Annotated in this window: 23 protein-coding genes; 16 read left to right on the top strand and 7 right to left on the bottom strand. The window is 57.4% G+C overall.

The genetic code is table 11. The annotated features are described in order from the left end of the window. Window positions 1-189: 189 nt before the first annotated feature. Together DS906_RS11165 and DS906_RS11160 are read left to right on the top strand one after the other, a co-directional pair. Window positions 190-1,302, top strand: a complete 1,113-nt coding sequence (locus DS906_RS11165; protein ID WP_113790240.1) for a Ppx/GppA phosphatase family protein — start codon at window positions 190-192, stop codon at window positions 1,300-1,302. Continuing rightward, window positions 1,302-2,018: an RlmE family RNA methyltransferase gene (locus tag DS906_RS11160; protein WP_113790239.1), complete on the top strand. Its 717-nt coding sequence runs from the start codon at window positions 1,302-1,304 to the stop codon at window positions 2,016-2,018. Before DS906_RS11165 ends, DS906_RS11160 begins: the two co-directional genes overlap by 1 nt. 1 nt (window position 2,019) lies before the next feature. On the opposite strand, the gene DS906_RS11155 is transcribed toward DS906_RS11160, so the two are convergent. From DS906_RS11155 to DS906_RS11145, 3 genes are all read right to left on the bottom strand, one after another. Further along, window positions 2,020-2,208 carry a hypothetical protein gene (locus DS906_RS11155; protein ID WP_113790238.1) on the bottom strand — a complete coding sequence of 63 codons (189 nt, stop codon included), beginning with the start codon at window positions 2,206-2,208 and terminating at the stop codon, window positions 2,020-2,022. Between the two features lie 97 nt (window positions 2,209-2,305). Continuing rightward, window positions 2,306-4,207: a multiheme c-type cytochrome gene (locus DS906_RS11150; RefSeq protein ID WP_113790237.1), complete on the bottom strand. Its 1,902-nt coding sequence runs from the start codon at window positions 4,205-4,207 to the stop codon at window positions 2,306-2,308. After that, window positions 4,204-5,070: a YihY/virulence factor BrkB family protein gene (locus DS906_RS11145; RefSeq protein WP_113790236.1), complete on the bottom strand. Its 867-nt coding sequence runs from the start codon at window positions 5,068-5,070 to the stop codon at window positions 4,204-4,206. The genes DS906_RS11150 and DS906_RS11145 overlap by 4 nt, the downstream gene beginning before the upstream one ends. A 178-nt stretch (window positions 5,071-5,248) precedes the next feature. On the opposite strand from DS906_RS11145, the gene DS906_RS11140 reads away from it, so the two are divergent. From DS906_RS11140 to DS906_RS11105, 8 genes are all read left to right on the top strand, one after another. Beyond that, window positions 5,249-6,334 carry an AI-2E family transporter gene (locus DS906_RS11140; RefSeq protein WP_113790235.1) on the top strand — a complete coding sequence of 362 codons (1,086 nt, stop codon included), beginning with the start codon at window positions 5,249-5,251 and terminating at the stop codon, window positions 6,332-6,334. A gap of 3 nt (window positions 6,335-6,337) precedes the next feature. Continuing rightward, window positions 6,338-7,450, top strand: coding sequence for an acetoin utilization protein AcuC (locus DS906_RS11135; protein ID WP_233494759.1), 1,113 nt, complete (start codon window positions 6,338-6,340; stop codon window positions 7,448-7,450). Window positions 7,451-7,558: 108 nt separating this feature from the next. After that, window positions 7,559-8,536: a MoxR family ATPase gene (locus tag DS906_RS11130; RefSeq protein WP_113790233.1), complete on the top strand. Its 978-nt coding sequence runs from the start codon at window positions 7,559-7,561 to the stop codon at window positions 8,534-8,536. A gap of 17 nt (window positions 8,537-8,553) precedes the next feature. After that, a complete protein-coding gene (locus DS906_RS11125) occupies window positions 8,554-9,501 on the top strand; it encodes a DUF58 domain-containing protein (protein ID WP_113790232.1) in 948 nt (315 codons plus the stop codon). Beyond that, window positions 9,498-9,971, top strand: a complete 474-nt coding sequence (locus DS906_RS11120) for a DUF4381 domain-containing protein (RefSeq protein WP_113790231.1) — start codon at window positions 9,498-9,500, stop codon at window positions 9,969-9,971. The genes DS906_RS11125 and DS906_RS11120 overlap by 4 nt, the downstream gene beginning before the upstream one ends. Window positions 9,972-10,012: 41 nt before the next feature. Beyond that, window positions 10,013-10,954, top strand: coding sequence for a VWA domain-containing protein (locus DS906_RS11115; RefSeq protein WP_233494758.1), 942 nt, complete (start codon window positions 10,013-10,015; stop codon window positions 10,952-10,954). Next, complete coding sequence (locus tag DS906_RS11110; protein WP_113790229.1) at window positions 10,951-12,456, top strand: VWA domain-containing protein; 1,506 nt, start codon at window positions 10,951-10,953, stop codon at window positions 12,454-12,456. Before DS906_RS11115 ends, DS906_RS11110 begins: the two co-directional genes overlap by 4 nt. Further along, window positions 12,453-13,676: a BatD family protein gene (locus tag DS906_RS11105; RefSeq protein WP_158541314.1), complete on the top strand. Its 1,224-nt coding sequence runs from the start codon at window positions 12,453-12,455 to the stop codon at window positions 13,674-13,676. The genes DS906_RS11110 and DS906_RS11105 overlap by 4 nt, the downstream gene beginning before the upstream one ends. 2 nt (window positions 13,677-13,678) lie before the next feature. Here the strand turns inward: DS906_RS11105 and DS906_RS11100 are convergent, their stop codons facing one another. Continuing rightward, the gene (locus DS906_RS11100; protein WP_113790227.1) at window positions 13,679-14,332 is read right to left on the bottom strand and encodes a Crp/Fnr family transcriptional regulator; all 654 of its coding nucleotides are present in this window, start codon (window positions 14,330-14,332) and stop codon (window positions 13,679-13,681) included. A 221-nt stretch (window positions 14,333-14,553) separates the two neighbouring features. Here DS906_RS11100 and DS906_RS11095 point away from each other — a divergent pair, with 221 nt between their 5' ends. From DS906_RS11095 to cls, 3 genes are all read left to right on the top strand, one after another. Further along, the gene (locus DS906_RS11095; RefSeq protein ID WP_113790226.1) at window positions 14,554-16,155 is read left to right on the top strand and encodes an arylsulfatase; all 1,602 of its coding nucleotides are present in this window, start codon (window positions 14,554-14,556) and stop codon (window positions 16,153-16,155) included. A gap of 101 nt (window positions 16,156-16,256) precedes the next feature. Further along, entirely contained in the window at window positions 16,257-17,246 is a 990-nt protein-coding gene (locus DS906_RS11090; protein WP_113790225.1) for an HAD family phosphatase, read from the top strand. A gap of 24 nt (window positions 17,247-17,270) precedes the next feature. Next, complete coding sequence (gene cls / locus DS906_RS11085; protein WP_113790224.1) at window positions 17,271-18,683, top strand: cardiolipin synthase; 1,413 nt, start codon at window positions 17,271-17,273, stop codon at window positions 18,681-18,683. On the opposite strand, the gene DS906_RS11080 is transcribed toward cls, so the two are convergent. Next, the gene (locus tag DS906_RS11080; protein ID WP_113790223.1) at window positions 18,680-19,114 is read right to left on the bottom strand and encodes an ion channel; all 435 of its coding nucleotides are present in this window, start codon (window positions 19,112-19,114) and stop codon (window positions 18,680-18,682) included. The two genes, cls and DS906_RS11080, sit on opposite strands and share 4 nt — an antisense overlap. A gap of 170 nt (window positions 19,115-19,284) precedes the next feature. Between DS906_RS11080 and DS906_RS11075 the strand changes: the two genes are divergently transcribed. Genes DS906_RS11075 through DS906_RS11065 form a run of 3 tightly spaced genes read left to right on the top strand, consistent with a single transcriptional unit; the run spans window position 19,285 to window position 23,373 of the window. Further along, window positions 19,285-19,932, top strand: coding sequence for an ABC transporter ATP-binding protein (locus tag DS906_RS11075; RefSeq protein WP_113790222.1), 648 nt, complete (start codon window positions 19,285-19,287; stop codon window positions 19,930-19,932). Beyond that, window positions 19,929-22,343 (top strand): ABC transporter permease, encoded by a 2,415-nt coding sequence (locus DS906_RS11070; protein WP_113790221.1) that lies wholly within the window; start codon window positions 19,929-19,931, stop codon window positions 22,341-22,343. Before DS906_RS11075 ends, DS906_RS11070 begins: the two co-directional genes overlap by 4 nt. Further along, window positions 22,333-23,373, top strand: a complete 1,041-nt coding sequence (locus DS906_RS11065) for a lipocalin-like domain-containing protein (RefSeq protein ID WP_113790220.1) — start codon at window positions 22,333-22,335, stop codon at window positions 23,371-23,373. The genes DS906_RS11070 and DS906_RS11065 overlap by 11 nt, the downstream gene beginning before the upstream one ends. A gap of 14 nt (window positions 23,374-23,387) precedes the next feature. On the opposite strand, the gene DS906_RS11060 is transcribed toward DS906_RS11065, so the two are convergent. Beyond that, window positions 23,388-23,819 (bottom strand): universal stress protein, encoded by a 432-nt coding sequence (locus DS906_RS11060; RefSeq protein ID WP_113790219.1) that lies wholly within the window; start codon window positions 23,817-23,819, stop codon window positions 23,388-23,390. Further along, the gene (locus tag DS906_RS11055; RefSeq protein ID WP_113790218.1) at window positions 23,816-26,425 is read right to left on the bottom strand and encodes a TRAP transporter permease; all 2,610 of its coding nucleotides are present in this window, start codon (window positions 26,423-26,425) and stop codon (window positions 23,816-23,818) included. Before DS906_RS11055 ends, DS906_RS11060 begins: the two co-directional genes overlap by 4 nt. Window positions 26,426-26,432: the final 7 nt, after the last annotated feature.

Here is a 26,432-nt window from a genome sequence, read left to right as displayed (position 1 = left end):
GCAAGTCGGTCGATTTTCGACACACGGCGCATTTCCAGCGACGTTTTTGCCCACGATGGGATACCGGGGTTGTAACGAAGACTGAACCAAACGCGCATATCAAAATTCTCATCACTTTAATGAGCGTCTTGCACGTCGCATATCCGCGACCTATGGTCGGGGTAACTCGAAAATCGGAGGGCGTTCAAGATGGCGCCCAAGCGTCCCAAAGGTGCGGGCGCGTTCCCGAAGGCGGTCGAAAGCCCCGCGCCGGCAAGACCAGATCCAGATGCGTTATATGCGGCGCTGGATTTGGGAACCAATAGTTGCCGCATGTTGATAGCCCAGCCTAAGGCAAGTGGCTTTCATGTGGTCGACAGCTTTTCCAAATCCGTGCAATTGGGCGCGGGTTTGGAACGGACCGGACGGTTGTCCCGGTCCTCGATGGCGCGCACCATTCAGGCATTGCGCATCTGTCAGCAAAAGCTGAAACGCAATAAGGTCAGACGGATGCGTCTGGTCGCGACCGAAGCGTGTCGGCGTGCGAAAAACGCCCGCGAATTTATCCGGCAGGTCAAACGCGAAACCGGACTGACGCTCGAGATTATCCAGCCCGAGGAAGAGGCGCGCTTGGCCGTGATCTCTTGCGCGCCGCTGGTGTCCACCAAGACCGATCAATTGCTGGTCGTGGATATTGGTGGCGGATCAACAGAACTGGTGTGGATCGACATCTCGTCGGTCCCGCGCCGGGACCGTCCAGCAGCGATCATGCGGTTGCATCACGGGTTTCACACCACCGACAGCCCCTTCCCTGCGGCGAAAGTCGTCGACTGGATCAGCGTTCCTCTGGGTGTTGCAACGCTGCGCGATCAGTTCAACGACGTCGAAGATGACTCGGCCCGCTTTGCTCTGATGAGTTGGTTTTTCGAAGAAAACCTTGCCGATTTCGCGCCCTACAAGGACGAACAAGCCCGCTTGGGGTTCCAGATCGTCGGCACCAGCGGCACGGTAACAACCGTTGCGGCCTCGCACCTTGGACTCAAGCGCTATGACCGGACCAAGGTCGATGGTTTGCGCATGACCAGCGATCAGATTGACAAAGTCATACGAGGGTATCTAGAACTCGGCCCTCAGGGTCGCCGACGTGATCCCCGGATTGGGGATGACCGGCAGGCGCTGATCATGTCCGGCTCGGCCATTTTGCAGGCGCTGTTAAGATGCTGGCCCACCGATCGCCTTTCCGTGGCGGACCGGGGGCTGCGCGAAGGCCTGCTTTATGCGCAGATGAGCGCGGACGGCGTACTGGAAGACGGACCGTTCTGATGGCGAAGACACCAAGTGGCAAAAACAACTCGGGGCGCGGGCAGCGTGACCTGAAGGTCAAGGTAAAGACTGCACGCGGGCGTAAGCTCAGCTCGACCCGTTGGCTCGAGCGGCAGCTGAACGACCCCTATGTGAAACGTGCGCAGGTCGAAGGGTACCGTGGGCGCGCAGCGTTTAAGATATTGGAGCTGGACGAAAAGTACCGGTTCCTCGTGCCGGGTGCACGTGTCGTCGACCTGGGCTGTGCGCCGGGTGGATGGCTACAAGTGGCAGTCAAACGTGTGAACGCGCTGGGCGAACGTTCCGGCAAACGGATCGGAACAGTTCTGGGTGTCGACCTGCAAGAGGTTGAACCGGTCGCAGGTGCCGAGGCACATGTGCTGGACTTCATGGAAGACGATGCCGACGACAAGGTCAAAGAGTGGCTGGGCGGCAAGGCTGACGTGGTGATGTCCGACATGGCTGCGTCGGCATCTGGGCACAAGCAAACCGACCACATGCGCATCATGGCTCTGTGCGAAACGGCGGCCTATTTCGCCTTTGACGTTCTGGAAGAAGGCGGCACGTTCGTTGCCAAGGTTCTGGCCGGTGGCGCCGAAGGCGATCTGCAGAAGCTACTGAAGCAGAAATTCGACAAGGTTGCGAATGTAAAACCACCCGCGTCGCGCTCGGACAGTTCCGAGAAGTTCGTGGTCGCAACCGGGTTCCGCGGCTAGATCAGTCGTCCAAGGAAATCCGATCCTCGGTCAGCACCTGTTCGCGCAGTGAAGCGGCGGCAATACCTTGCAGCAGCAATGCTTCGCCGTGATTGATGTATTCCGGTGGTCGGGCCCGCAATGCCTCGATCCGTTGCGACAAAGCCAGTGGCTTTTTCAGCTTGGACGTGTGGACCGGTTTGAGAAACATGTGTCACCTATAAGCTGGGGCAATTCTTGCCTCAACTTGATCGGTAACTATGAAATTTGCCGGGAAAATGACGGAAACCGGGCCAAGCCGTGCCGTTTCAGCGGCCCAGTTGTTGCTTCAACTGCAAAAGGTTCGGGTCCTCTGGGATGATCTCTAACCCCTGCTCCAGAACATCGCGTGCGGCCTGAGGCCCACGATTGATCTGCGCCAGTTGCACCAACATTGGCCAGGCTTCGGCGCGTTGCGGGTCAAGGGCAACCACCTCTTGAAACGCCCGCTCAGCAGCCGGCGCATTGCGGAACGTCAGGGCCATCCCGCCAAGCACAAGATGCGTTTCAGGAAAATCCAGACGGTTGGAAATCGCTGCCTGCCACTCAGACATACCCTGCCCCGACAATTGCTGCTGTTCCGTGGTCAGGGCCTGCGGTGGAATGTTCAGAAACTCTTTTGCCGCCGAAATGCGGACGTTTTTCAGCGGGTCGGACAGCAGCGGCTCAAGCCGTTGAACTTGATCAGGCAAGCCGGCCTGACGCTGCAGCGGAGCCGCATTTGCACGAACCAGAGCGTCTTCGTCCACCAACAGCTCTGCAGTTCTGGCCGCCACGTCCGCGGAGCCAAAAGGTTGCAGCAGATAGGCTGCCGTGGCGCGCACGATGCCGGGTTGATTAGGGTCGGTTGCGATGTCCAATAGCTCGTCTGGCCCATCCGCGCGACCGAGCGTTGCTGCCTGAAAGGCCGACCCGAAATGCGGCTCTCGATGCGCGCTGTCCGGAAACCAGACTTCGATCTGCTGGGCGGCCCATGTCTGATCCTGATCCGAATGGCAATCCGTACAGGCATCCTGCCCAAGCCCCAAATCAGGACGCGGTACACGGAAGCTGTGATCGCGCCTGCCGTCGACACCCATATAGACACGCTCGATCATATGGCAGGACTTGCACTGCGCACCCTCGCTATTCTCTGGGTGATTGTGATGTTCCGGCGCGTCGTACTCTTTGGCAGTCAGAGTTGGAAACTTGGGATTCGCGGCAGGCGAGTGACACTGCGTACACACCCCGTTTCCATCTGCCCTCAGACTCGCGCTATGCGGCTCGTGACAATCCATGCAACCCACGCCGCGGTCATACATCTTGGATTGCAGGAACGAGCCGTAAACATAGACCTCATCCGAAATCTGACCATCCGGGTGGTACAACCCCGGACGCAGGACCGCCAGATTATAAGCGTCATGATATGGCGTTCCGGGCAGCGGGTTGCCATCTCCATGCGCCTCACGACGGGAATGACACCCGGCGCATTGCTGAATCTCGGCCTCGGTCTGGCCTTCACCCCAATCCATCAGGAACCCGATGTCGCCCAGACCCTGCGGCAGGCTTTGCCCCCCGACCCAATCGATATGCGCAGAACCCGGGCCATGGCAGCTTTCGCACCCGACCCCGATCTCGGCCTGGACTGAATCATATGTTCTGGTTTCAGCATTGTACTGTTTTTCAAAACCGGTCGCGTGACATTCCGCACACCGCGCATTCCAGTTCTTGTAGGGTCCGGTCCAGTGCAACCCGTCATCCGGCGGCAAATCCTGATCGGGATAAAGGTGAAACCACTGTTTGTTCCCGGTATCCCAGACGACATCAAAACTCTGCAATCGACCGGGTTCTGTTTCGAACAGGTATTGCTGCAACGGCTCGATGCCGACGACGGAATGGACGCCGTATTCGGTGGCCACCCCATCCTTTTCCGTGACTTTTGCACTCAGCGCGCCTTTTGTGTCGGTGAATTCTACTGACATCCCGTCATGGTCGAACCGCGTTCCGTCAAAATCGGCAACAACTGCCCCGTCTTCAACTTCGGTCCAAGCCAGCGCGTGATGAGATTTGGACCACGCTGCCGCCTCGTCCTTGTGGCATTCGGCACATTGATCCGACCCAACATAGGTCGGAGTCTGGCCAAAGGCAGCCACAGGCACAAGCAGCCCGACGCAAAACGTCAGAAATTTCACTGAGAACCCCGATCCAAATTGTCTTCCAGATCCATCAAAGCGCCGTTGTATTCGGCGCCAAGGATCAGAATTGCCGCGCACAGGTACAAAAAGATCAGCGCCGCCATGACGCCAGCCAAACCGGCATACGTGGCGCTGTAGCTGGCGAATTGCGCGATGTAGATCGAGAACCCCCACCCGCCTGCGGCCCACAAGGCCAACGTCAGTACGACACCCGGCAGGATTTGCATAAGTTTGTGCCGCCGCGTCGGCAGGATCAGATGCGCCAACAGGACAGTGCCTGCCGGAACCGCAACCGTAAAGGTCCAGCGCAACCGGTCCACGGACAACCAATCCGAGACGTTTACATCAGTCTTCTCGCTCACCAATTGGGTGTAGGCAGGCAAAACAACTTCGACCGCAGCAATGCCCAGAATGGCAACGCCACCAACGATCACCAGCCCCAGGCACAGCAACCGGGTTTTCCAGAACGGCCAGACATCGCTGTCATGATAGGCCTGGTTCATGGCTGCACGCACCGCCATCACGCCGTTCGAGGCGAAGAAGATCGCCAATAGACCACCCAGAGTTATGACCCCCGAGCCGGATTCCTGGAGGACGGCCCGCAATTCAGCCACGATTGGCCCCGCGACATCTTTGGGCCACGCCCCAAACACAAGCTCGATCAGTTCATCAGTGACATAGCCCTCGGACAACGAACCCGCCAAAGCCACAGTGAACAACACAAATGGAAACAAGGCCATCATCAGAGACATGGCGACGTGGCTGCTCATCACGAACCCGTTTTTGTTGCCGAATCGTACAACGGCCAGCCACAGGGCCTGAACCGGTCGACCAACGAAAGGAATCACACGTGCGCTCATGCGCTCAGCCTAACCCGCCTCGGCTTTGCTCTGAAATGGCAAATCCCTTCGAGGCATAAATTATCTCGCCCAAATATCTGGACACATTGCAAAATCCTGCCCAGCTGTGCAGGATCATCTTCCAGAGCGACCACCAATCGGTGTAACGTGCCACGCGGCATCAGAGGCGGGTTAAGCGATGACTTTGGAACCTGATCAGAACACGGGCGGCCCGCGGCTGAGGCTGTCGGTTGTCCGGGACACGACAATTGTTGCCACGCTGATTGTGCTGGGACTTTACGCGGGCTCGGCATTCTTGATCCCGCTGACCATGGCTTTGTTGATCAACGTTTTGATTATCGCGCTGAGCGACCGGGTAATCTCGATGGCCCGGGTGCCCGTCTGGCTGGCCAACATCGCCGCAGTTACAGTTGTTTTGGCTGGCTTGTTCGTGATCATGTACATCCTCGGCAGCCAGGCGACGCAGTTCGCCCGATCCATAAGCACGTATGAAACCCAGTTCGACGGCGCCGTGAACCGGGTCACGGGGCTGGTTGGCAATGACGTCACCACCTTCATCCGCGACAATCTGGTCAGTATCGACATGTCCTATGTCGCGCGTGTGTTGCTCAGCAGTGCCACATCGCTGCTGAACCAATTTTTCCTGATCAGCCTGTACGTGGCCTTCCTGATGGCCGAGCGTCTGGCATTTCGCAAAAAGATACAACTGGCTGCGGGCAATCCCGAAACCGGGGCCGAATTCACCACAATTCTGGATGCGATCACCGACAGCCTGCAGCGCTATGTCGGGGTAAAAACCTTCATAAGCCTTGTAACGGCGGGCATCAGTTACTCAGTCTTCAAGGCGCTTGGGCTTGAATATGCCGAAACATGGGCCGTGCTGACCTTTGCGCTGAACTTCATCCCGTCCATCGGTTCGATCATCGCGGTGATTTTTCCGGCCATGATTGCGCTGGTTCAATATGAAACAATTGGGCCTTTCCTGATCATCGTGCTTGGTTGCGGCACCATCCAGTTTCTGATCGGCAATTTTGTGGACCCCGCCTTGCTGGGCCGATCGCTGAACATGTCTACGTTTCTGGTGATCCTCGCGCTGACGTTCTGGACAACCGTTTGGGGGCTGATCGGTGCGTTCCTGAGTGTTCCGTTGACTGTCTGCATTCTGATCATCTTCAGCCATATTCCTGCGCTTAGACCGGTGGCTATTCTGATGTCTCTTGATGGCCGCCTTGGTGATGACAACGTACCCCCACGGACCCAATAATCTGTGCAAAATCCGATCTTCATAGGGTCAGAGATCTATCGCCATTCGACCTATGGCTCAAAACACCCGCTGGCTATACCGCGCGTCTCCACCGTCATGGACCTGTGCCGCGCGCTGGGCTGGATCAATTCGGAAAATTACAGGGTCAGCCCCCGCGCAAAACCCGGCGCGCTGCACCGCTTTCACACGCCGGACTACATAGATGCGCTGCAGACCGCGGAAAAAGCTCAAAGCGTCTCGGATGACGTACGCTCGACCTATGCGCTAGGCACACTGTCCAACCCGGTATTCCCCGAGATGTACCGACGCCCTGCGACCGCGGCCGGAGGATCCATGTTGGGTGCCGAACTGATCCGCGATGGCGGCATTGTTTACAATCCTGCGGGCGGAACACATCACGGCCTGCCCGACCGTGCCAATGGGTTTTGCTATCTGAACGACCCGGTGCTGGCGATCCTGACGCTGTTGCAAATGGGTTTGGACCGGATTGTCTACGTCGATATCGACGCGCATCACTGCGACGGGGCCGAGGCCGCGTTTCAGCGTTCGGACACGGTTCGGATGATTTCCATTCATGAATCCCGACGGTGGCCGTTCACCGGCAGGCTTGATGATGATGCAGGCGGCGCGGCGTTTAACCTTCCGGTGTCCAGAAACCTCAACGATGATGAATTTGACGCCATTCTCGACCAGCTGATCCTGCCTGCGGCTGAGGCCTTCAAACCGCAAGCCCTTGTCCTGCAATGCGGCGCCGATGCGGTTGCCGAGGACCCGCTGTCGCGCCTGGCGCTGTCCAACAATTCTCACTGGAAGGCCGTCGCCGCACTGAAAGTTCTTGCGCCCCGCGTTCTGGTCCTGGGCGGGGGCGGATATAACCCGTGGTCGGTTGGCCGGTTGTGGACCGGTGTTTGGGCCACCTTGAATGACTTCGACATCCCCGAAGTGCTGGAGGCGGACGCGCAAGCCATCCTCGACGCATTGACCTGGAACCGGGCAGCTGGCCGAAACCCTCCGATTCATTGGCTTCGAACGCTGCGCGACGCGCCAAATCACGGACCTATCCGACCAGAACTGAAGGAAGATTTGCGCCGTCTGACTGGGCGGATTTCACAGTAGATCGGCGAAATAAAGGCTGCTAACATACCGCTGTTACGACACATTTTCTAATTACCGCACAAAATCACAAAGTCAGTTTAGAAAATTGACGCCGATTGGACCCGCCAAATGAATGCACTTAATCAGATAAATGATCTCAAAGCCCGAATGGGACAGTCCGTTATCGGACAGACTGACGTGATCGACCGCCTGCTGATCGGGATGTTGGCCAACGGAAACTTGCTGATCGAAGGGCTTCCCGGTTTGGCCAAGACCCGCGCGGTCAAGGCAATGGCCCGCAATCTGGACGCACGTTTCAGCCGGATTCAGTTCACTCCGGATCTGCTGCCATCGGACGTCACGGGGACCGAGGTGTTTCAGCAGACCGATGACGGTGGCACATTCCGATTCGAGCCAGGCCCTATCTTCGCCAATATTGTTCTCGCGGACGAGATCAACCGCGCCCCCGCCAAAGTTCAGGCCGCGTTGCTTGAAGCGATGGAGGAACGGCAGGTAACTGTCTCAGGAACCACACATAAAATGGAACCGCTGTTTATTGTGATGGCGACCCAGAACCCGATTGAACAGGAAGGCACCTATCCATTGCCCGAAGCGCAAATGGACCGGTTCCTGATGCATGTTCAGATCACCTACCCGCCGGTCGAGGATGAGGTTGAGGTGATCCGTCTGGTCCGAGGCGAAGAAATCGCGGCGGGCAAAGGCGCATCCAAAGAAACACCGCCGGCGATCCCTCAGGACGCTGTATTTGCTGCACGGGCCGAAATCGGTCAGATCCACGTATCCGACGCAATGGACCGCTACATGGCCGATCTGGTGCAGGCCACGCGAACGCCCGACGCGCTCAGTGAAGAGCTGGCCAGCTGGATCGACATCGGTGCCAGCCCGCGCGCCTCGCTTGCCTTGGACAAATGCGGTCGCGCGCATGCCTGGATGAATCAGCGCGACTATGTTGACCCGGCCGATATTCGCGCCATCGCACATGATGTATTCCGCCACCGCATCACCCTGAGCTTCGAGGCACAAGGCAGCGCCAAATCTGCGGATGATGTGATTTCGGAAATCCTGCAGCTTGTTGCGCTGCCCTGAAACCAAAGGAACGCCGCGTGTCCCAGACCGCCGCATATCCCGACGACCCACGCATACACGTTGATGCGGACTACCTGTTAAAGCTGGGTCCAAAGTCCCGCGCGATCAGCCTGTTGCCCCGCCAACCTGCCCGTTCGATCCTAAACGGCCGGCATGCCTCACGCTTGCGCGGGCGCGGTCTGAACTTTGAAGAACTGCGGAATTATCTGCCCGGGGACGACATCCGTACCATCGACTGGAAAGTGACTGCGAGGACCGGAGAGCCCCATGTTAGGGTCTATACCGAGGAACGCGACCGTCCCGCCCTTTTGCTTGTGGACCAGCGCGTTTCGATGTTTTTCGGCACACAAGTCTACATGAAATCGGTCATCGCGGCCGAAGCTGCGGCGATCGCTGCACACCGGGTGCTGGGGCAAGGCGACCGGGTCGGCGGGATCGTCTTTGGAGATTCCGATTTGGCCGAACACCGTCCCCAACGCCGACCCGCTGCCCTGACGCGGTTCCTGTCATCCGTGGGCGCGCTGAATTCAAACCTACGCGCAACGTTGCGGGATGAGCCAACCGTGGCGTTGAATGATGTGCTGAAACAGGCCGCGCGGATCGCGCATAACAATACTTTGGTGTGTGTCTTTTCCGATTTCGATGGGCTGAATGAGATGTCAGAGAAACTACTTAGCAGGCTTACCGCCTCGAATGATCTGATATTGTTCAATATTTCCGATCCCAGTTCGCGTGAACTTGCCCCGAACCTTCGGCTTACGGTGTCCGACGGCGACCGTCAGATTGAACTCGACAGCTCGGACCCTGACTTGTCGCACCGGATCAGAACAGCGCTGGAAGATCGCCTTGCCCAGCTACAGACCTGGTCGCGCCGCTATGGGTTTCCCGTTGTACCGTTGACCACGGCGGAACCGACGCTCGACCAGTTGCTCAAGCTATTTGGTCATCCCGGTGGCCGAAGATGAGCGTCGATGTCGAAGGCAAATCACTGGTCGACCTGCTGGACATGCTGGAACCTGCCCCGGTGCCCGAGCCTATTGCCATGGTACCCCAAACCTGGGGATGGGTTGTTTTGGCCATAATCCTTGCTGGGCTTATCATCCTTGGCGTTTACGCCTTTCTTCGCCACCGACAGTTGAATGCATACCGGCGTGAAGCGTTGGTCGAATTGGCCGCGTCAAACAACGACGCCGCAAAGATAGCCGAAATACTCCGCCGCGCGGCTCTGGTCGCATATCCACGTCGGAAAGTCGCTGCAATGCATGGAGAAGAATGGGCCAACTTCCTAAACCAAACCTCTGATAATGTTACCTTTACTGATGGCGCTGGCCGCCAACTTGTGGAAGCACCATACAGAGATGTAAAAGCCGATCCTGATCTCGAAAATCTCGCTCGAAATTGGATTAGATCACACAAGCGGGAAAGGACAGCGTGATGTTCTCATTTGCCGCGCCTTGGTTATTCCTCCTGCTCCCGTTGCCATTTTTAGTGTATAGGCTTGCCCCACCGTATCGCGAAAAAAGCAGCTCGATCCGCATCCCATTCTTTCGCCATGTCGCACAGGCCGCTGGAGTTGAACCCAAGTCAGGATCCGTCATTCCCCGCCGAGCACGGTTTCAGGCCGCCACAATCGCATTAATTTGGCTTCTTTTGGTAGCAGCCATGGCCCGCCCCGAAAAACTTGGTGAACCATTGGTTATCGAAAAGTCGGCGCGCGACGTGGTGCTTGCCTTGGACATTTCAGGATCAATGGACCAGCGGGACTTCACAACAACGGATGGCGCTCCAAAACAACGGCTGGCCGCGGTTAAGGATGTGCTGCGTCAATTTATTGCCGAACGCCAAGGCGACCGGATGGCTTTGATCATCTTTGGTACTCGGGCCTTTGTTCAAGCCCCTTTCACCGAAGATCTGAACAGTTTGAATGGGTTCCTGGATCAAACTCAAGTTGGCATGGCCGGTCCCAATACTGCGCTGGGGGATGCAATTGGTCTGGGCATACGCACCTTTGACTCCAGCGAGGTCGACCAGCGGCTGATGATCGTTCTGAGCGACGGGGCGGATACGTCCAGCCGAATGACGCCGGCAAACGCCGCAGCAATCGCGGCCGATAAAGGCGTCGTCATCTACACGATCGGCGTTGGTGATCCTGACGCCTCGGGCGAGGACCGGGTTGATCTGGATGCTTTGAAGGACATCGCGGACCGGACTGGCGGTGCGTATTTCTTTGCAGATGACGAAGAGGCATTGGCTGACACATACGCACGCATTGACGAACTCAATCCCCGGGTCGTGGAAACGCAAAGCTACAGGCCAAGCGAAAGTCTTGCCCATTATCCGCTTGCGTTGGCCCTGCTGACAATGCTCATCTCCATGACCGGCCAACATATCATCCAGCGGCGCCGAGGTGCAGCATGAGCGGCGCGTTGGCAGATTTCCATTTCTTGCGAGCCACTTGGCTGCTGTTCTTCATCCCTATTGCGATACTCTGGTGGGTGATGCGGCCCAAACCCAATTCGCACTCCCAATCCATAACCGGCATCGCGCCGCACCTTGCAGCCGCCCTGACCCTGGGGGCAGAAAATAAGAAGCGTGTATACCCGATAGACGTCGCGATGATCGCAGCAATCCTGGTCACCTTAGCGGCGGCCGGACCGACATGGTCACGGGCCCCGAACCCTTTGGTCGCGGACACGGCACCGCTGGTTATAGCACTGAAGGTCACGGACAGTATGGAGGAACCGGACCTGCCACCATCCCGGCTGGACCGGGCGAAGTTCAAGGTGACCGATCTAATCAATACGCGTGTCGGGGCGCAGACAGCTTTGATTGCCTACGCCGGAACCCCACACCGCGTTGCGCCCCTGACCGAGGATGCCAACATCCTGCGCCCGCTTTTGGAGGGCCTCGCGCCAACAGTGATGCCCAAACAAGGGGATGCAGCCGCAGACGCACTGGCCCTTGCTGAAACGATCCTGAGCGACAGCGAGACGCCCGGCGCAGTCTTGTTTGTTCTGGACGATCTTGACCCGTCTCAACTCGCTGCATTTGAGAATACAACCGTGCCCGTGTTCTTTCTGACAATGCTGCCGAACGGTCAAAACATCGCTCAGTTAAACGATCTGAGGACCGCGACGGTTGTTCCATTCTCTAATGATGAACGTGATGTCAGCCGCTTAGAGCGTCAAATTCAATCTGCTTACACTGCGGCGCTGGACGACGATGATCGATTGGACTGGCAGGACAAAGGGTGGTTGTTGGCCTGGCCCGCCGCGCTTTTGTCGTTGCTTTGGTTCCGGCGCGGTTGGGTGATCCGTTTGGTGTTGCTGGCTGTGTTTTTTACAGCTCCATCAGGGCCCGCAAAGGCCGATGGTTGGCGGGATTGGTTCCTGACCCCGGATCAACGGGGGCAGATTGCGATGAGCCAAAAACGCTATGCTCAGGCGGCAGAGCTGTTTGATGACCCGTATCACAAGGGGTATGCACAGCTGAAAGCAGGTCAGTACCCCGAAGCCGCTGCAGTCTTTGCCGAACTGGGCACGCCTGAGGCCGCCTTTTCCGAGGGAATGGCGCGCATTCGAAACCGCGAGTACAGGCCGGCCATAGCAGCGTTTGAAACAGCTTTGGAGCGTCGACCAGACTGGCCCGAAGCGAAACAAAACCTGGAAGTTTCGATAGCGATCCTCGAATATGTTGAAACAACCCGAGAGCAGTCGGACACAGGCGAAGAAGCGGGCATCGGGGCCGATGACACAGTCTTTGACAATGAGGCCGGGCGCGGCGAGAACACAACAATTCAGGCCCCGACCGAAGGTGGGCAGGCTATGTCTGCCGATCAATGGATCAGTACGATCGACACAGATATGCAGGACTTTCTGCGAAATCGCTTCCTGTTGGAAAATCAGGAGCAGCAGCAATGAGATACCTCATATTCCTCATGCTGTTTTTCCCGGCACAACTGGGGGCGCAGACAGGTGTTCAACCGCAGGTTACAGCCGAGGCACCGACCGATCCGGTCACTGTCGGGCAACCGGCAATCGTACGGATAAAGATACTTGTCCCCACGTTCATGCCGTCCCCGCCGGTGTTTCCGTCGCTCGAACAAGAAAACCTTCTTGTTCGCCTGCCTGAGCGTGCTTCCGGCCCAATCAGCGAAACTGTGGATGGCGAGACATGGTCCGGTGTTCAACGCAGTTATCGTCTGTATCCGCTTCAGACTGGGCCGGTCACGTTCGGCAAGCAAGAGGTTGTGGTGACTTTTGCCGATCCTGAAACGAATGCGCCAACGACGGTCAATGTCCCCCTGCCCGAACTGACCTTGGACGCCGTTGTGCCTGATGGCGCGCGCGATCTGGATCCGCTGATCCTGGCGACAGGGTTTGCGGTCGAGCAACAGATCGACGGATCAACCGAAATGGAAAACGGCGGTGCCATCACCCGACGCCTGACTGCCAAGATTGCCGGAACGACACCCTTTCTGGTGCCTGAATTGATCCCCGACACGCAGGACCCACTGCTAAGCGCCTATCCGAAAGAACCGCGTTTTACCGAAAATGAAGACCGGGGCGTTCTGTCCGGGCAGCGTGTTGATGAGATCGTCTATCTTGCGCAGCAAGGTGGCCGGACCCAACTGCCGCCTGTCACGATCCGATGGTACAATCTGGACACCAATCAGGTTGAGAGCATTGATATCGACGCGGTTGATCTTACGCTTGCGCCACCGAAGTGGCAGCCGCCGGATGCGGATACAATGGTCAGGTTGCTTGCCTTGGCGGCAGCGTTGACGCTGGTTCTGTGGGCTTTGGCACGGTTCCTTGGTCCGCGTGTCACAAGTTGGAAACAGGCACGGCACGACAAATACCAAAGATCCTCTGACTATGCGCTGGATGCGTTGAAAAAAGCCTTGCAAACGCATGATTTATCAAAGTCTTATTCTGCCTTAGAGATGTGGAAACTGCGCAGCGACACCCCCGACAAAGCCATTGGTCTGGAAAACCAACTGGCTATGATCGGGGCAGCAAAATACTCATCCCGCACCGACTCAAGCCCCAAGGATTGGGCTGCGGCATTGTCCGAACTCAAGGGTATGAAACAGACGGAACACCGCCCTCGGAACCCGTTACCGCCGCTTAACCCGTAAGGTCAGCACTGGCAGGCGGCGATCAGCTTGCGCCTGTCTTTAAGGCGTACGCGGCCATACCCAAGCTCGATCAATCCCAGCTCTACCAAGTTGTGCAATTTACGGTGTAGCGTAGGCAACGACACTGCCACCATTTCGGCCAGTTCATCCTGTGAAACTACGATCCACCCATCGGATTTTGAGGCCCCTTCATCCAGGTGCAAAAGGCGCAGAACCAACCGCTTTTCCGCCCCGGTCACTGCCAGATTTGCCATGATGCGCAGCGCAGTTTGCATGTTCTCATGCGATAAAGCATAGAAATCTCGAACATATTCGGGATTGTCACGAACAAGTCGGTCCAGGCGCCGAGACGGAAAAAACAATGCCCGCGTTTTCTGTGTCGCAACAACACTTACCAGTCGGTTGGACTCGGCGAACAACGCAAGATCACCGATCCAGAACCCACCACCCTGTCTGTGGACAACGAAGTCCTGTCCATCATCCGCAGGTGCAGTGATTTGAACGGAACCTCCTAAAACCGCAAAGACCCCGTTGGCGGGATCTCCGTAGTTATACAGCGCCTCACCCTCATCGAAGGATTTTGCGACCCCGCAGGCAAGCAAATCCGATTGAAAGCTTGCGCCTCGCGCCCCGAACCACCCTGACGCAAGCAGCACCTGTCAGTCACGCGGATTTTCAAACATTAGTATTCATCAATCTCATCATATGATAGGTTTCCGAGCATTGTCATAGCCTAAGGTAAGGCTATTCGATTCTCGACGTAATGTGAATTTTTCCTATCGGGAATCAATATGTTGTTGGCGGAAAAGATAATCGCCGTCATCAATTACTTTTAGATCAACGGATCATTAAGATCCGGCCAATTCAGGAGTAAACCATGTCACCACCCCTTTCGATTGCAGATAGTTGGCGCGGTACATTGCGCAAATTCGCCGTAGCTTCCGTCGCAGTTGCGCTGGCCCTGCCCGCCTGGGCCCAGGATCAAAAGCCCAATATTCTTGTGATCTGGGGCGACGACATCGGACAATCTAATATCTCGGCCTATACGATGGGTCTGATGGGATACCAAACGCCGAACATCGACCGCGTCGCGAATGAGGGCATGATATTCACCGACTATTATGGTGAACAATCCTGCACCGCCGGTCGATCATCCTATATCATGGGCCAATCGGTATTCCGCACGGGCCTGTCAAAGGTCGGTCTGCCGGGTGCAAAAGAAGGTATGCAGGTCGAGGACCCGACCATTGCCGGTCTCCTGAAAGCGCACGGCTATGCAACAGGTCAATTTGGCAAGAACCACCTGGGCGATCGGGACGAAATGCTTCCGACCAATCATGGTTTCGATGAATTTTTCGGCAATCTCTATCACTTGAATGCAGAGGAAGAGCCCGAGAACGAAGACTATCCCCAAAACGCTGAATTCCGCGAACGGTTCGGTCCGCGGGGGGTTATCAAATCCAGCTCCGATGGCATGATCGAAGACACCGGCCCGCTTACGAAAAAGCGGATGGAAACCGTGGATGACGAAACAGTTGCAGCCGCGCTCGACTTCATCACGCGCAAGACCGAGGAAGATGTACCGTGGTTTGTCTGGTGGTCCGGAACCCGTATGCATTTCCGTACACATGTCAAAGACGAAATGCGCACAAAGGCTGACGAAATTGCCGGCAAGCATATGGACGAGTACCAAGCGGGTATGATCGAACATGATATGCATATCGGCCAATTCCTTGCCCTGCTGGATGAACTGGGGATCGCTGACAACACGATCGTTCATTATTCCACCGACAATGGCCCTCATATGAACACCTGGCCAGACGCGGCGATGACGCCGTTTCGGGGCGAAAAGAACACTAACTACGAAGGTGGATGGCGCGTGCCGTCCATGGTACGTTGGCCCAGTAATATTGAAGCCGGTTCGGTCAGCAATGAAATCATGCATCACATGGATTGGTTGCCAACTTATCTGGCGGTCGCCGGAAATCCGGACATCAAGGAACAACTTCTGGAAGGGATCACCGTTGCCGAAGTGGGCGGCGGACGAGACTACAAAGTGCATCTCGATGGATACAATTTCCTGCCATACCTGACCGGTGAGGCCGAAGAAGGCCCACGGCACGAGATATTCTACTTCTCGGATGATGGTGATTTGACTGCGCTGCGCTATGACGATTGGAAGGCCGTGTTCCTCGAGCACCGCTATCCGCAGACTCTACGCGCCTGGGCCGAACCCTGGACCGAACTGCGCATTCCATTGCTGTTCAACCTGCGCCGCGACCCCTACGAGCGGGCCAATATCACCTCGAACACCTATTGGGACTGGTATATTGACCGTGTCTACCTGCTGTTGCCAGCGGCTGAATATGTAGGTCAGTTCCTTGATACTTTCGAAGAGTTCCCACCGCGGCAGAAGCCCGGAAGCTTTACGATTGGCGATGCCAAGGACAAGATCTTCAGTCAGGTCGGCTCCAAGTAAACTCGGAAACCTGGAACCCGCAGCACCCAACTGGCGCTGCGGGTTTTTTGATTTGTTTGCGGCATTTTTATTGCTGCAATATGCGTCAAAGGTAATGAATCATGACACGAACACTCTCTGCTCTTGCTGTGGCAGTCGCACTGAACAGTTTCGGAGATTTCACCGCGTCAGCGGACCCGCTGCCCTCTTGGGCGGAATCGGATTCGCGGGACCGCATCATCGAATTTGTCGCCGCCGTGACCGACCCGCAGCGCCCCGAATACGTGACGCCGGCAGAAAGGATCGCCGTTTTCGACAATGACGGCACGCTTTGGGCCGAACAGCCTGTGTATTTTCAACTGATCTTTGCCATGGATCGACTAGCTCAGATGGCTAAGGATGACCCTTCGATCCTGACTACGCCCGTTTTGCAGACCGCTGCGACAGGCGATCTGAAGACGGTCGCGGAAGGTGGCCATGATGCCTTGATCGAGGTGTTGAACGCCTCTCATTCCGGCGTCACGGTCGACGAGTTCCAAAGCGCCGTCGCCGACTGGCTGGAAACCGCCCGGCACCCGGAAACCGAACTGCCCTATGACCAGATGACATATCAGCCGATGGTCGAGTTGCTGCGGTATCTGCGAGACGAAGGGTTCAAGACCTACATCGTCTCCGGCGGTGGAGTGCACTTTATGCGCGTCTTCGCCGAGGAAGCCTATGGCATCCCGCCCGAACAGATTCTGGGTACATACATGGACACCACTTATGACAGCGCGGACGGTGGACCGGTCATTACCAAAGCCGATGGCATCGCTTTTGTGGACGACAAGGAAGGCAAGCCGATCAACATCGAGCGGACGATCGGTAGACGCCCGATTCTGGCTGGGGGGAATTCGGATGGCGATTTTGCCATGTTGGAATGGACCACCGCAGGCGATGGGCCACGGTTGGGTGTTCTGATTCACCATACCGATGCAGAACGTGAATGGGCCTATGACCGGGAAAGCCCAATCGGCAAACTGGTCGATGGATTGGACAAAGGGCCAGACATGGGTTGGGTGATTGTAGATATGGCGCAAGACTGGTCACGCATCTACACTGGGGCGAACTGAACCACCACGGAGCCTGATAACCTTATGTGGACACTGCTTGTTTCCGCCTTCGTCTTTGCGCTTTACACAACAGCAGTATTCTTTTCTGTTCGCGCGGCTCAAACCGCGCGAACACCTCAGGGCGCGGTCGGTTGGGTGGTCTTTCTGATCTCGGCCCCGATGTTTGGCGTGCCGCTTTACCTGTTTTTGGGACACCATAGATTTCGGGGCTACCGTATCGCGCGCAAGGAAAGCCAGCGGGTGGTTCAGGGGATCAAGACCTTCGCCGACTACTCAACGCCCGATGCCGACAAATTGCTTATCAATCCCAAACCGTTCGAGGCGCTGGCGCATATGCCCGTGTCGCGCGGTAACGGGGCAGAGCTGCTGGTGGATGGGCAGGCCACCTTTGATGCGATTTTTGAGGCTATCGACGCGGCCAAGACTTACGTTCTGATCCAGTTCTATATCGTACGCGCCGATGCGTTGGGTCAGAAACTGAAAGACAAGCTGATCGAAGCGGCCAAACGCGGTGTCAGCGTCCGGTTCATGATGGATGCCGTCGGCTGTTACGCCCTACCCAACGACTACATCGAAGAGATGCGCGAGGCCGGTATCGCCGTTGCGGATCCACATGAACAACGCGGACCAAAATTCCGTTTCCAGTTGAACTACCGCAACCACCGCAAAACCGTTGTTATCGATGGCGAAACGGGATTCATCGGTGGTCACAACATCGGGGTCGAGTATCTGGGCCAGGACCCGCATTTCGGACATTGGCGCGACACCCATGTCAGGTTGACCGGTCACATTGTCCGGCAATTGCAGTTAATCTTTATCGAAGACTGGCATTGGGCGCATGAAGAAGATCTGATCGACCAGTTGGATTGGGCCGGGTCCGAGGCGGACCAGGACATCAATGCGCTGCTAGTCGCGACAGGCCCGGGCGATGAAACCGAAACCGGATCGATGATGTTCTTCGCCGCCATCACTGAGGCGAAGAACCGGATCTGGATCGCATCGCCGTATTTCGTACCCGACATCGATATCATGACCGCCCTGAAACACGCAGCATTGCGGGGTGTCGATGTGCGCATTCTTGTGCCCGATGTCATTGATCACCGCCTGACATGGTTGGCGGCTTTTGCCTATTTTGACGAAGTTCGCGCCTGTGGTGCACAAGTCCTGCGCTACACGGACGGGTTCATGCATCAAAAGGTTTTCGTTGTGGATGACTCACTGGCCGCAGTGGGCACGACCAATCTGGATAATCGATCATTTCGGTTGAATTTCGAGGCAATGGCCCTGTTCTTTGATCCCCAGACCACAGCCGCAGTCGATGCGATGCTGCAAAAAGACTTTGCCAAAAGCTATGAGCTGACGCGCTATCTGGAACAGCAACCAGTGCACATACGCCTCGGCGCTCCGCTGGCGCGATTATTCTCGCCCATCCTTTAGGCCATGAACCTTTCCTGAAACACCCGGGTCATAAGGGCGACCATGTAGGCCGTGGACAACCCAAAGGCCAACAGGCCTGTAACTGCAGCAAAAGTACCGAAAATCCGCAGATCTTCGCCCAAGACGATGTCGCCGTAGCCAAGTGTTGTGAATGAGACCAGCGAGAAATACAGCGCCGTATTCCAGTCGGGAAGTACATCGCCGAACACCCAGACGATGGCCCAAATCCAGACCTGAATGGTGTGGGTCGCGACAATAAAGGCCAGCGCGGTTGCAATAGGACCGGCCGTTGCCAATATGGCGCCTCTGGCTTCCCAACGCGAGATCAGCCTGTTGATGGCCAGCGTGCACATCGTCAGAAGAAAAATTTCGACCAGAAAGCAAAGCCCGAGAAACGTGCTGCCCCAAAGGATCTGCTGTGACAAGGTCATGTTTTCGCATCCTGAATTGAACCGACGACGGATCGCCTCACAATGACCTGCACAGCGGGATGAGACAACCCGATCACCGATGTTCATAGTGCGGCGAAAGGAACCTATGGCACGTCAACGCTGGACAGTTGGCGAAACTGTTGCAAATCCTTGTAAAAATGAGGGCGAATATGCTTCTGACATTTGACAGGGTTCAGAAATCCTATCCCGGCGGCCGACCGGTCCTGCGCGACGTGTCCCTGTCGCTGGATCGCGGGCAAACACTGGCCCTGACCGGCGAAAGCGGCAGCGGTAAAAGCACCATGCTGAACCTTGCCGCCGCATTGGACATTGTGGATAGCGGGGAAATTACACTGGACGGCGTAGCCCTATCGCAACTGGATGATCCGGGCCGGGCCGCCCTGCGCCGCACGTCCTTGTCGCTGGTGTTTCAGCAATTTAACTTGATCCCGTCTTTGACAGCAGGTCAAAACCTGTCGTTTCATGCCCGTTTGGCCGGGTGCCACGACCCCGATTGGTGCGCCCATCTGGCCCAGCGGCTGGGGCTTTCCGATCTGCTTGATCGGTATCCCGAGAACCTGTCGGGCGGACAACAACAGCGAGTGGCTATCGGTCGTGCCATGGCCGCACGGCCCAAGTTGTTACTCGCGGATGAGCCCACAGGAAACCTGGACGAAACCGCCAGCGCCACGGTTCTTGACTTGATGTTGGCTCTTGTTGCGGATACCGGGGCCGCGCTGCTTTTGGTCACCCACTCGCACGAGATCGCGGCCCGGCTGGATCGACGTGTGCATCTGGCTGGCGGGCAAATCGCATGACGCTGACCGTCATTCAGGCGCTGGCCTCTCATTGGCGGACACACCGGCTGCAATTGGCGACCCTACTGATCGGCCTGGCCCTTGCAACCGGGCTTTGGTCAGCAGTGCAAGCCATCAATGCCGAAGCCCGCGCCAGCTATGACCGGGCCGCCGATCAGCTGGCACTGGGTCGGTTTGACGGGTTACACAACCCCGCTGGTCCGATCCCCCTGTCGCGTTACGTGGAGCTGAGGCGCGCGGGCTGGCAGGTTGCTGCGGTACTAGAAGGCCAATTGCGGGTTCAGGGTCAGACATTACGGGTCCTTGGCGTTGATATGGTGGCCTATCCCGCCCTGCCCGCCGTCACGCAGATAGAACAAAGCGGCACGCCACCCGACCCTGCCGATATGTTGACCGCGCCGGGGCGATTGCTGACGACCCCGGTTTTGAAGCCGCTATTGGCCGGCCAGACCGGTTTGCCTCCGATCCTGATCAGCGATGCCTTACCGCCCGATCTGATCCTGACCGATATTGGCGTGGCCGAGACGTTACTGAAGAAGCCGGGAGAGATTTCGCACCTGATCATTTTGCCGGATCAGCCCGGTTCAATTCCACCGCTGTCGACTATTGCCCCCGAACTGGAGCGGGTCCCGGCACAGGAACAACTGGATACCGCACAACTGACCGACAGTTTTCACCTGAACCTGTCCGCCTTTGGCCTGCTGTCCTTTGCGGTGGGTCTGTTCATCGTGCACGGAACCGTGGGCCTGGCCTTTGCCCAGCGGCGCGGCATGATCCGGACCCTGCGCGCTTTGGGCGTTTCGATGCGGCGGCTGGTTTGGCTGATCATGGCTGAGCTTTCCATGCTGGCGATTGTCGGCGGAATACTCGGTTTGGTGCTTGGCTTTTTCCTCGCAGGCGCGCTTTTGCCGGATGTGGCTGCAAGTTTGCGCGGACTTTACGGCGTACCTGTCAGCGGCCAGATCTCATTGCAACCACAATGGGCACTGTCCGGGTTGGCGATGGCCTTGGGTGGCACTTTTCTGGCCAGCGGACACGCCTTGTATCGCCTGTCGCGAATGCCGATTCTAAGCGGCGCAGGCTTGCAGGCCTGGCGTAGCGCGGCCTCGGGCAGCTGGGTCGTCGCCCTTGCCGGTGTCGCCGCTATTGCCGGAGGCATTCTGACCCTGTTGTTGTTCGGGGGGTTGGTGGCCGGTTTCGTCATGGTCGCCGGGTTGCTGGTCGGCTCTGCCTTGGTATTGCCCTATGCCTTGTCGCGCGTCCTGATCCTGTTTCAGCGTTCAGCGAAAGGGCCAATAGCCCAATGGGTCTGGTCGGACATGCGCGCCCAACTGCCGGGCCTGTCCCTGGCGCTGATGGCCCTGTTGCTGGCGCTTGCCGCGAATATCGGTGTAGGCACTATGGTTTCCAGCTTTCGGTTGACCTTTACCGGCTGGCTGGACCAGCGCCTGACATCCGAGCTCTACGTCACCGCTGCCACCGATCAGCAGGGTCAGGACATCGCGGACTGGCTGAACCCGCAGGTAGATGCCATCCTGCCGATCCGAAGCGTTGAACTGGCACATTCGTCGGGGCCTCTGTTTCTCTATGGCATCATCGACGATCAGACCTATCGTGAGAAGTGGCCACTGATCAGTTCTTCGGAACGTGTTTGGAACCGTGTCCATGACGGATCCGCCGTGCTGATCAACGAACAGCTGGCCCGCCGGGAAAACCTGTGGCCCGGAGATACTCTGGCGATCACATCCGCTGACACGTTGACCATCGCAGGTGTCTATTCGGACTATGGCAACCCAACCGGTCAGGCCATCGTTTCAATGTCGCAACTTGACCGGATCGCGCCCGGCGCTGAGGCGCGCCGGTTTGGCATTCGTGTCGCGCCTGATCGTGCCACAGATCTGGCCCAAGCGTTACGCAACCAGTTCGACCTGCCCCGCCGAGCAGTTGTCCAGCAAGCCGCAATGAAGGCGCAATCCATGCAGGTGTTCGAAAAGACATTCGTTGTGACCTCGGCCTTGAACATCCTGACGCTGGGGGTTGCAGGGTTCGCCATTCTGACCAGCCTGCTGACATTGTGGACGCAGCGCCTGCCCCAGATTGCGCCCATCTGGGCCCTTGGGTTGACGCGTGCGGAACTGGCCCGGCTTGAGCTTTTGCGCAGCGTGCTGCTGGCCGCTTTGACCGCCTTGCTGGCTCTGCCGCTGGGGTTGGCTTTGGCCTGGGCCTTGCTGACGATCATCAATGTCGAAGCGTTTGGCTGGAGGCTGCCGATGTATCTGTTCCCTATCGACTGGGTCTATCTGTTGGGTCTGACCCTGCTTGCGGCAACCGTTGCCGCGGCCCTGCCTGCCGCCCGTTTGCTGCGCCTGCCGCCTGCGGATCTACTAAAGGTGTTTGCCAATGAACGTTAGGATCTGGTTGATCGTCTTGCTGCTGGCCGTGCCGGGCATTGCCCACGGGCAGGGATACGCAGGCCTGGGCGGTTCTGCCGAGGGGTTCACTGTGCCCCAGCCGGGCTATGCGTTTCAATTCCCGCAAGATCATGGCCCCCACCCGGACTACCGGATCGAGTGGTGGTATCTGACGGCAAACCTCAAAGGTAAGGATGGGCGCGATTATGGTATCCAGTGGACCCTGTTTCGGTCGGCACTGAAAACGCATGAGGTCGAGGGGTGGCAAAGCCCGCAAATATGGATGGGCCATGCTGCGGTGACCACGCCCGACAAACACTATTTCGCGGAACGCCTGTCGCGCGGCGGCATCGGTCAGGCTGGGGTTACGGCAGTGCCATTCGAGGCCTGGATCGACGAATGGCACATGCGCGGGTCAGACCCAAACGCAGTCAGCCTGTCTGCGAACGGTGCGGATTTCGGCTATGACCTAAAGCTCGAGGCCAAGGGGCCGTTCGTTTTTCACGGCGAGAATGGATATTCGGTGAAATCCGGTGACGGGCAAGCCAGCTATTACTATTCCCAGCCGTTTTACGAAATCGAAGGCGTCTTGCACCTGCCGGGTGGAGATGTCGCCGTCACCGGACAAGGGTGGCTGGACCGCGAATGGTCATCACAACCTTTGGCCGCAGATCAAAGCGGCTGGGACTGGTTTTCGCTCAGCTTTGACGATGGCGACAAGATGATGGCTTTTCGGTTACGCGGCGACCGAGGTGATTTCACCGCGGCCACGTGGATCACCGCCGATGGTACGACGACCGCGATCCCCGATGGTTCGGTCGCGTTCGAGCCGCTGACGACCGCGCCCGTTGCTGACCGCGACGTACCTGTCCGATGGCGCGTCACATTGCCTGACCGGAATCTGGACGTCGAGGTCTCAGCGCTGACACCCGACGCGTGGATGGCGACCCGGTTCGAATATTGGGAAGGCCCCGTCCAGATCAGCGGCAGCCATTCCGGACGGGGATATCTTGAGATGACAGGGTACTGATCCGCCCGGTCTTCTTAGCGCACCACGTAGACAGAGACGTCTGAATGCCGCACCACCCGTGCAGCATTCGGGCCCAGCAGATAGTCTTTCAAGTCGGGTTTGTGGGCACCGATCACGATCAGATCGCTACCAGCACTGTCCGCAGTTTTCAGGATTTCCTGATAGGCAGTACCCGTCGCGACCACATGGCGGATCTTTTCATTCCGATCCGCCCCCAGTGTGGACACACACATCTCGGCCAGTTTGGTATGTGCCTCTTCCAGCGCCTTGTCGTGAAAATCGCTTTCGAAAAAGCCAGACACCCAGCTTTCTCCGAAATCCGGCAGAACTGTTACCACATCCAGTTGCGCACCTTCCTGATCGGCCAGCTTCGCAGCTTCCTTCAGGACATGCGTATCAAGATCGCCGTTGCTGATATCGACGGCACAGAGAACAGCGTTTGTCATGCGGTCACCTCTTGTCTGGCGGCGCGGCCGCGCTGAAGGAAAGCGATCAGTCCCAGCAAGAGCATTGCCGGAATGTAGATCAACTGTTTCGGTGGCTGGCTGGCTGGCAAGCTGACCGAGGTCAGACGGACGGCCTCATCTCCGTAGTAATCGAAGATATCCAGATCATCCGCGACCGGAGTTCCGAACAGCGGCTCCTCCAGCTTGACCAACCCGTCTTCTTCAAGCAGCAGCAGACCCATCGCGTCGACACGCCCTTGCCCACCTTCTTCACTGCCAACGGGCACAACAACCGTAGTGTCCGTCATCTCAAGCGTGTCAAAGTCTGGCCCACTGATGACCATGCGCACCTCGGTGCCCGGAGGGGTCTCTCCGATAGTTTCCACGAATGCAGCAGGCTCGACCGAGGTAAACGGCGGCGCGATGCGGTTCATGAAGAAGTCGGGCCTAAACAGCGCGAATGCCACCAGGATCAGCGCGATGCTTTCATAGATGCGGCTGCGGGTCAGGAAGTACCCCATTGTCCCGGCCGTGAAGACGAGGATGGCGATTGTCGCAAATATCGCCACCGTTATCCCCTCGACCCACGTCACGTCGATCAGCAGCAGGTCCGTGTTGAAGATGAACACGAACGGCAAGGCTACGGTGCGCAGGCTGTAAAAGAACGCAATGAAACCGGTCTTGATAGCGTCACCACCGGATACTGCGGCGGCCGCAAAGCTCGCCAATCCAACCGGCGGGGTCACGTCTGCCATGATCCCAAAGTAAAAGACGAACAGGTGCACCGCGATCAAGGGAACGATAAGTCCGCTTTGCGCACCCAGCTCAACAACCACACCAGCCATCAGCGAACTGACCACAATATAGTTTGCGGTGGTCGGTAGGCCCATGCCCAGGATCAGGCTCAGCAGGCCGACCATAATCAGCATCAGGATCAGGTTGCCGCCTGACAGGAACTCAACCAGGTCTGCCATCACTTGCCCGACACCTGTCAGGGTCACAGTGCCAACGATGACGCCCGCTGTTGCCGTTGCCAGCGCGATACCAATCATGTTCCGCGCGCCGTCGATCATGCCCTGCCAAAGATCAGCAACACCATCAATGAACGTGTTGTAGACGTTGCTTTGCCCGCGGAAAATCGCCTTGAGCGGCTTCTGCGTCAGCAGGATCACGAACAACAGCGTCGTGGCCCAGAAGGCAGACAGACCCGGTGACTTCTGCTCGATCATCAGGAAGTAGACCAGCACGATGATCGGCAACAGATAATGCAGCCCAGCCTTGTAGATATCGGCAATGACCGGCAGGGTCACTTCTTTGGCGTTTGGATCATCCGGCTCAAGATCCGGTACCTGAGCAGCCAGATACAGCAGCGCCACATAGATGGCACAGATGATCAGGCTGAGGACCAGCCCGGCCGATGACGGCACCCAGCTTGTCACGGCTTCGACTGGGAACTGAGAACCGTAGCACAGCCCGGCAAAGACCAGGAAAAAGGACAACATTCCGACAACCGTGCGCGCCAGTTTTACGTCGCGGTCGCCCAGCGTGGGCATGTTCCGCTTCACGGCCTCAAGGTGCACGATATAGACAAGCGCGATGTAGGAAATCGCCGCAGGCAGGAACGCATGCGTGATCACCTCGACATATGAGATGCCCACATATTCGACCATCAGGAAGGCAGCAGCCCCCATCACAGGTGGCATGATCTGCCCGTTTACGGATGAGGCGACCTCAACCGAGCCGGCTTGTTCGCTGCTGAACCCAACACGCTTCATCAGCGGGATGGTGAATGTACCGGTGGTCACAACGTTGGCGATGGAAGAACCCGAGATCAGGCCGGTCGCGGCCGAACCGACAACAGCGGCTTTGGCTGGGCCACCGCGCAGGTGCCCCAAGGCACCGAAAGCCATCTTGATAAAGTAGTTCCCTGCCCCGGCCTTATCCAGCAAGGCCCCGAACAGCACGAACAGGAAGACGAATTTGGTCGAAACCCCAAGCGCGATACCAAACACGCCTTCGGAGGTGATCCACATATGGCTCATCGCCTTTTTCAGGCTTGCGCCTTTCCAGCGAATAACCTCGGGAACCCAGTCAGAGGATCCGAAAAACACATACACCAGAAAGATCGTCGCGATGATCGCCATTGCGGGGCCAAGCGCACGACGCGCGGCCTCGAACAACAACAGCAGACCAACCAGAGCGACCCATTTGTCGGTGTTATCTGCAAGACCACCTGCATCGACGATCTTGTTGTAAAAGAAATAGCCATACAGCGCGACAAACGCGCCCAGCATCCCCATGATCCAATCCTGAACCGGGATATAGTTGCGCGGGCTGGATTTCAGCGCCGGATAGGCCGCAAAGGCCAGAAACAACGCAAAGGCCAGGTGAAACTGCCGCGCGTTGTTCACAACGCTGCCGGGCAGAACATAGTTCGCCAGCGGTGAGGCCAGAACGACCTGAAAGATCGACCAGATTGCGGCCACAACGGCCAGGAATATCCCGACATTACCGACCGGATTACGTCCACCCGCATCGGATGAGGCCACAAGATCCTGTAGCTCTTCTTCGGATAGCGGACGATTGGATTGTGTGTCGGAACTCATGAATTGT

It is taken from the genome of Ruegeria sp. A3M17 (genome assembly GCF_003318255.1).
In the GTDB taxonomy this organism is placed as follows: domain Bacteria; phylum Pseudomonadota; class Alphaproteobacteria; order Rhodobacterales; family Rhodobacteraceae; genus Ruegeria.
Note: the sequence above shows the minus strand (reverse complement) of the source record. Positions and strands in the feature narration are given on the sequence as shown.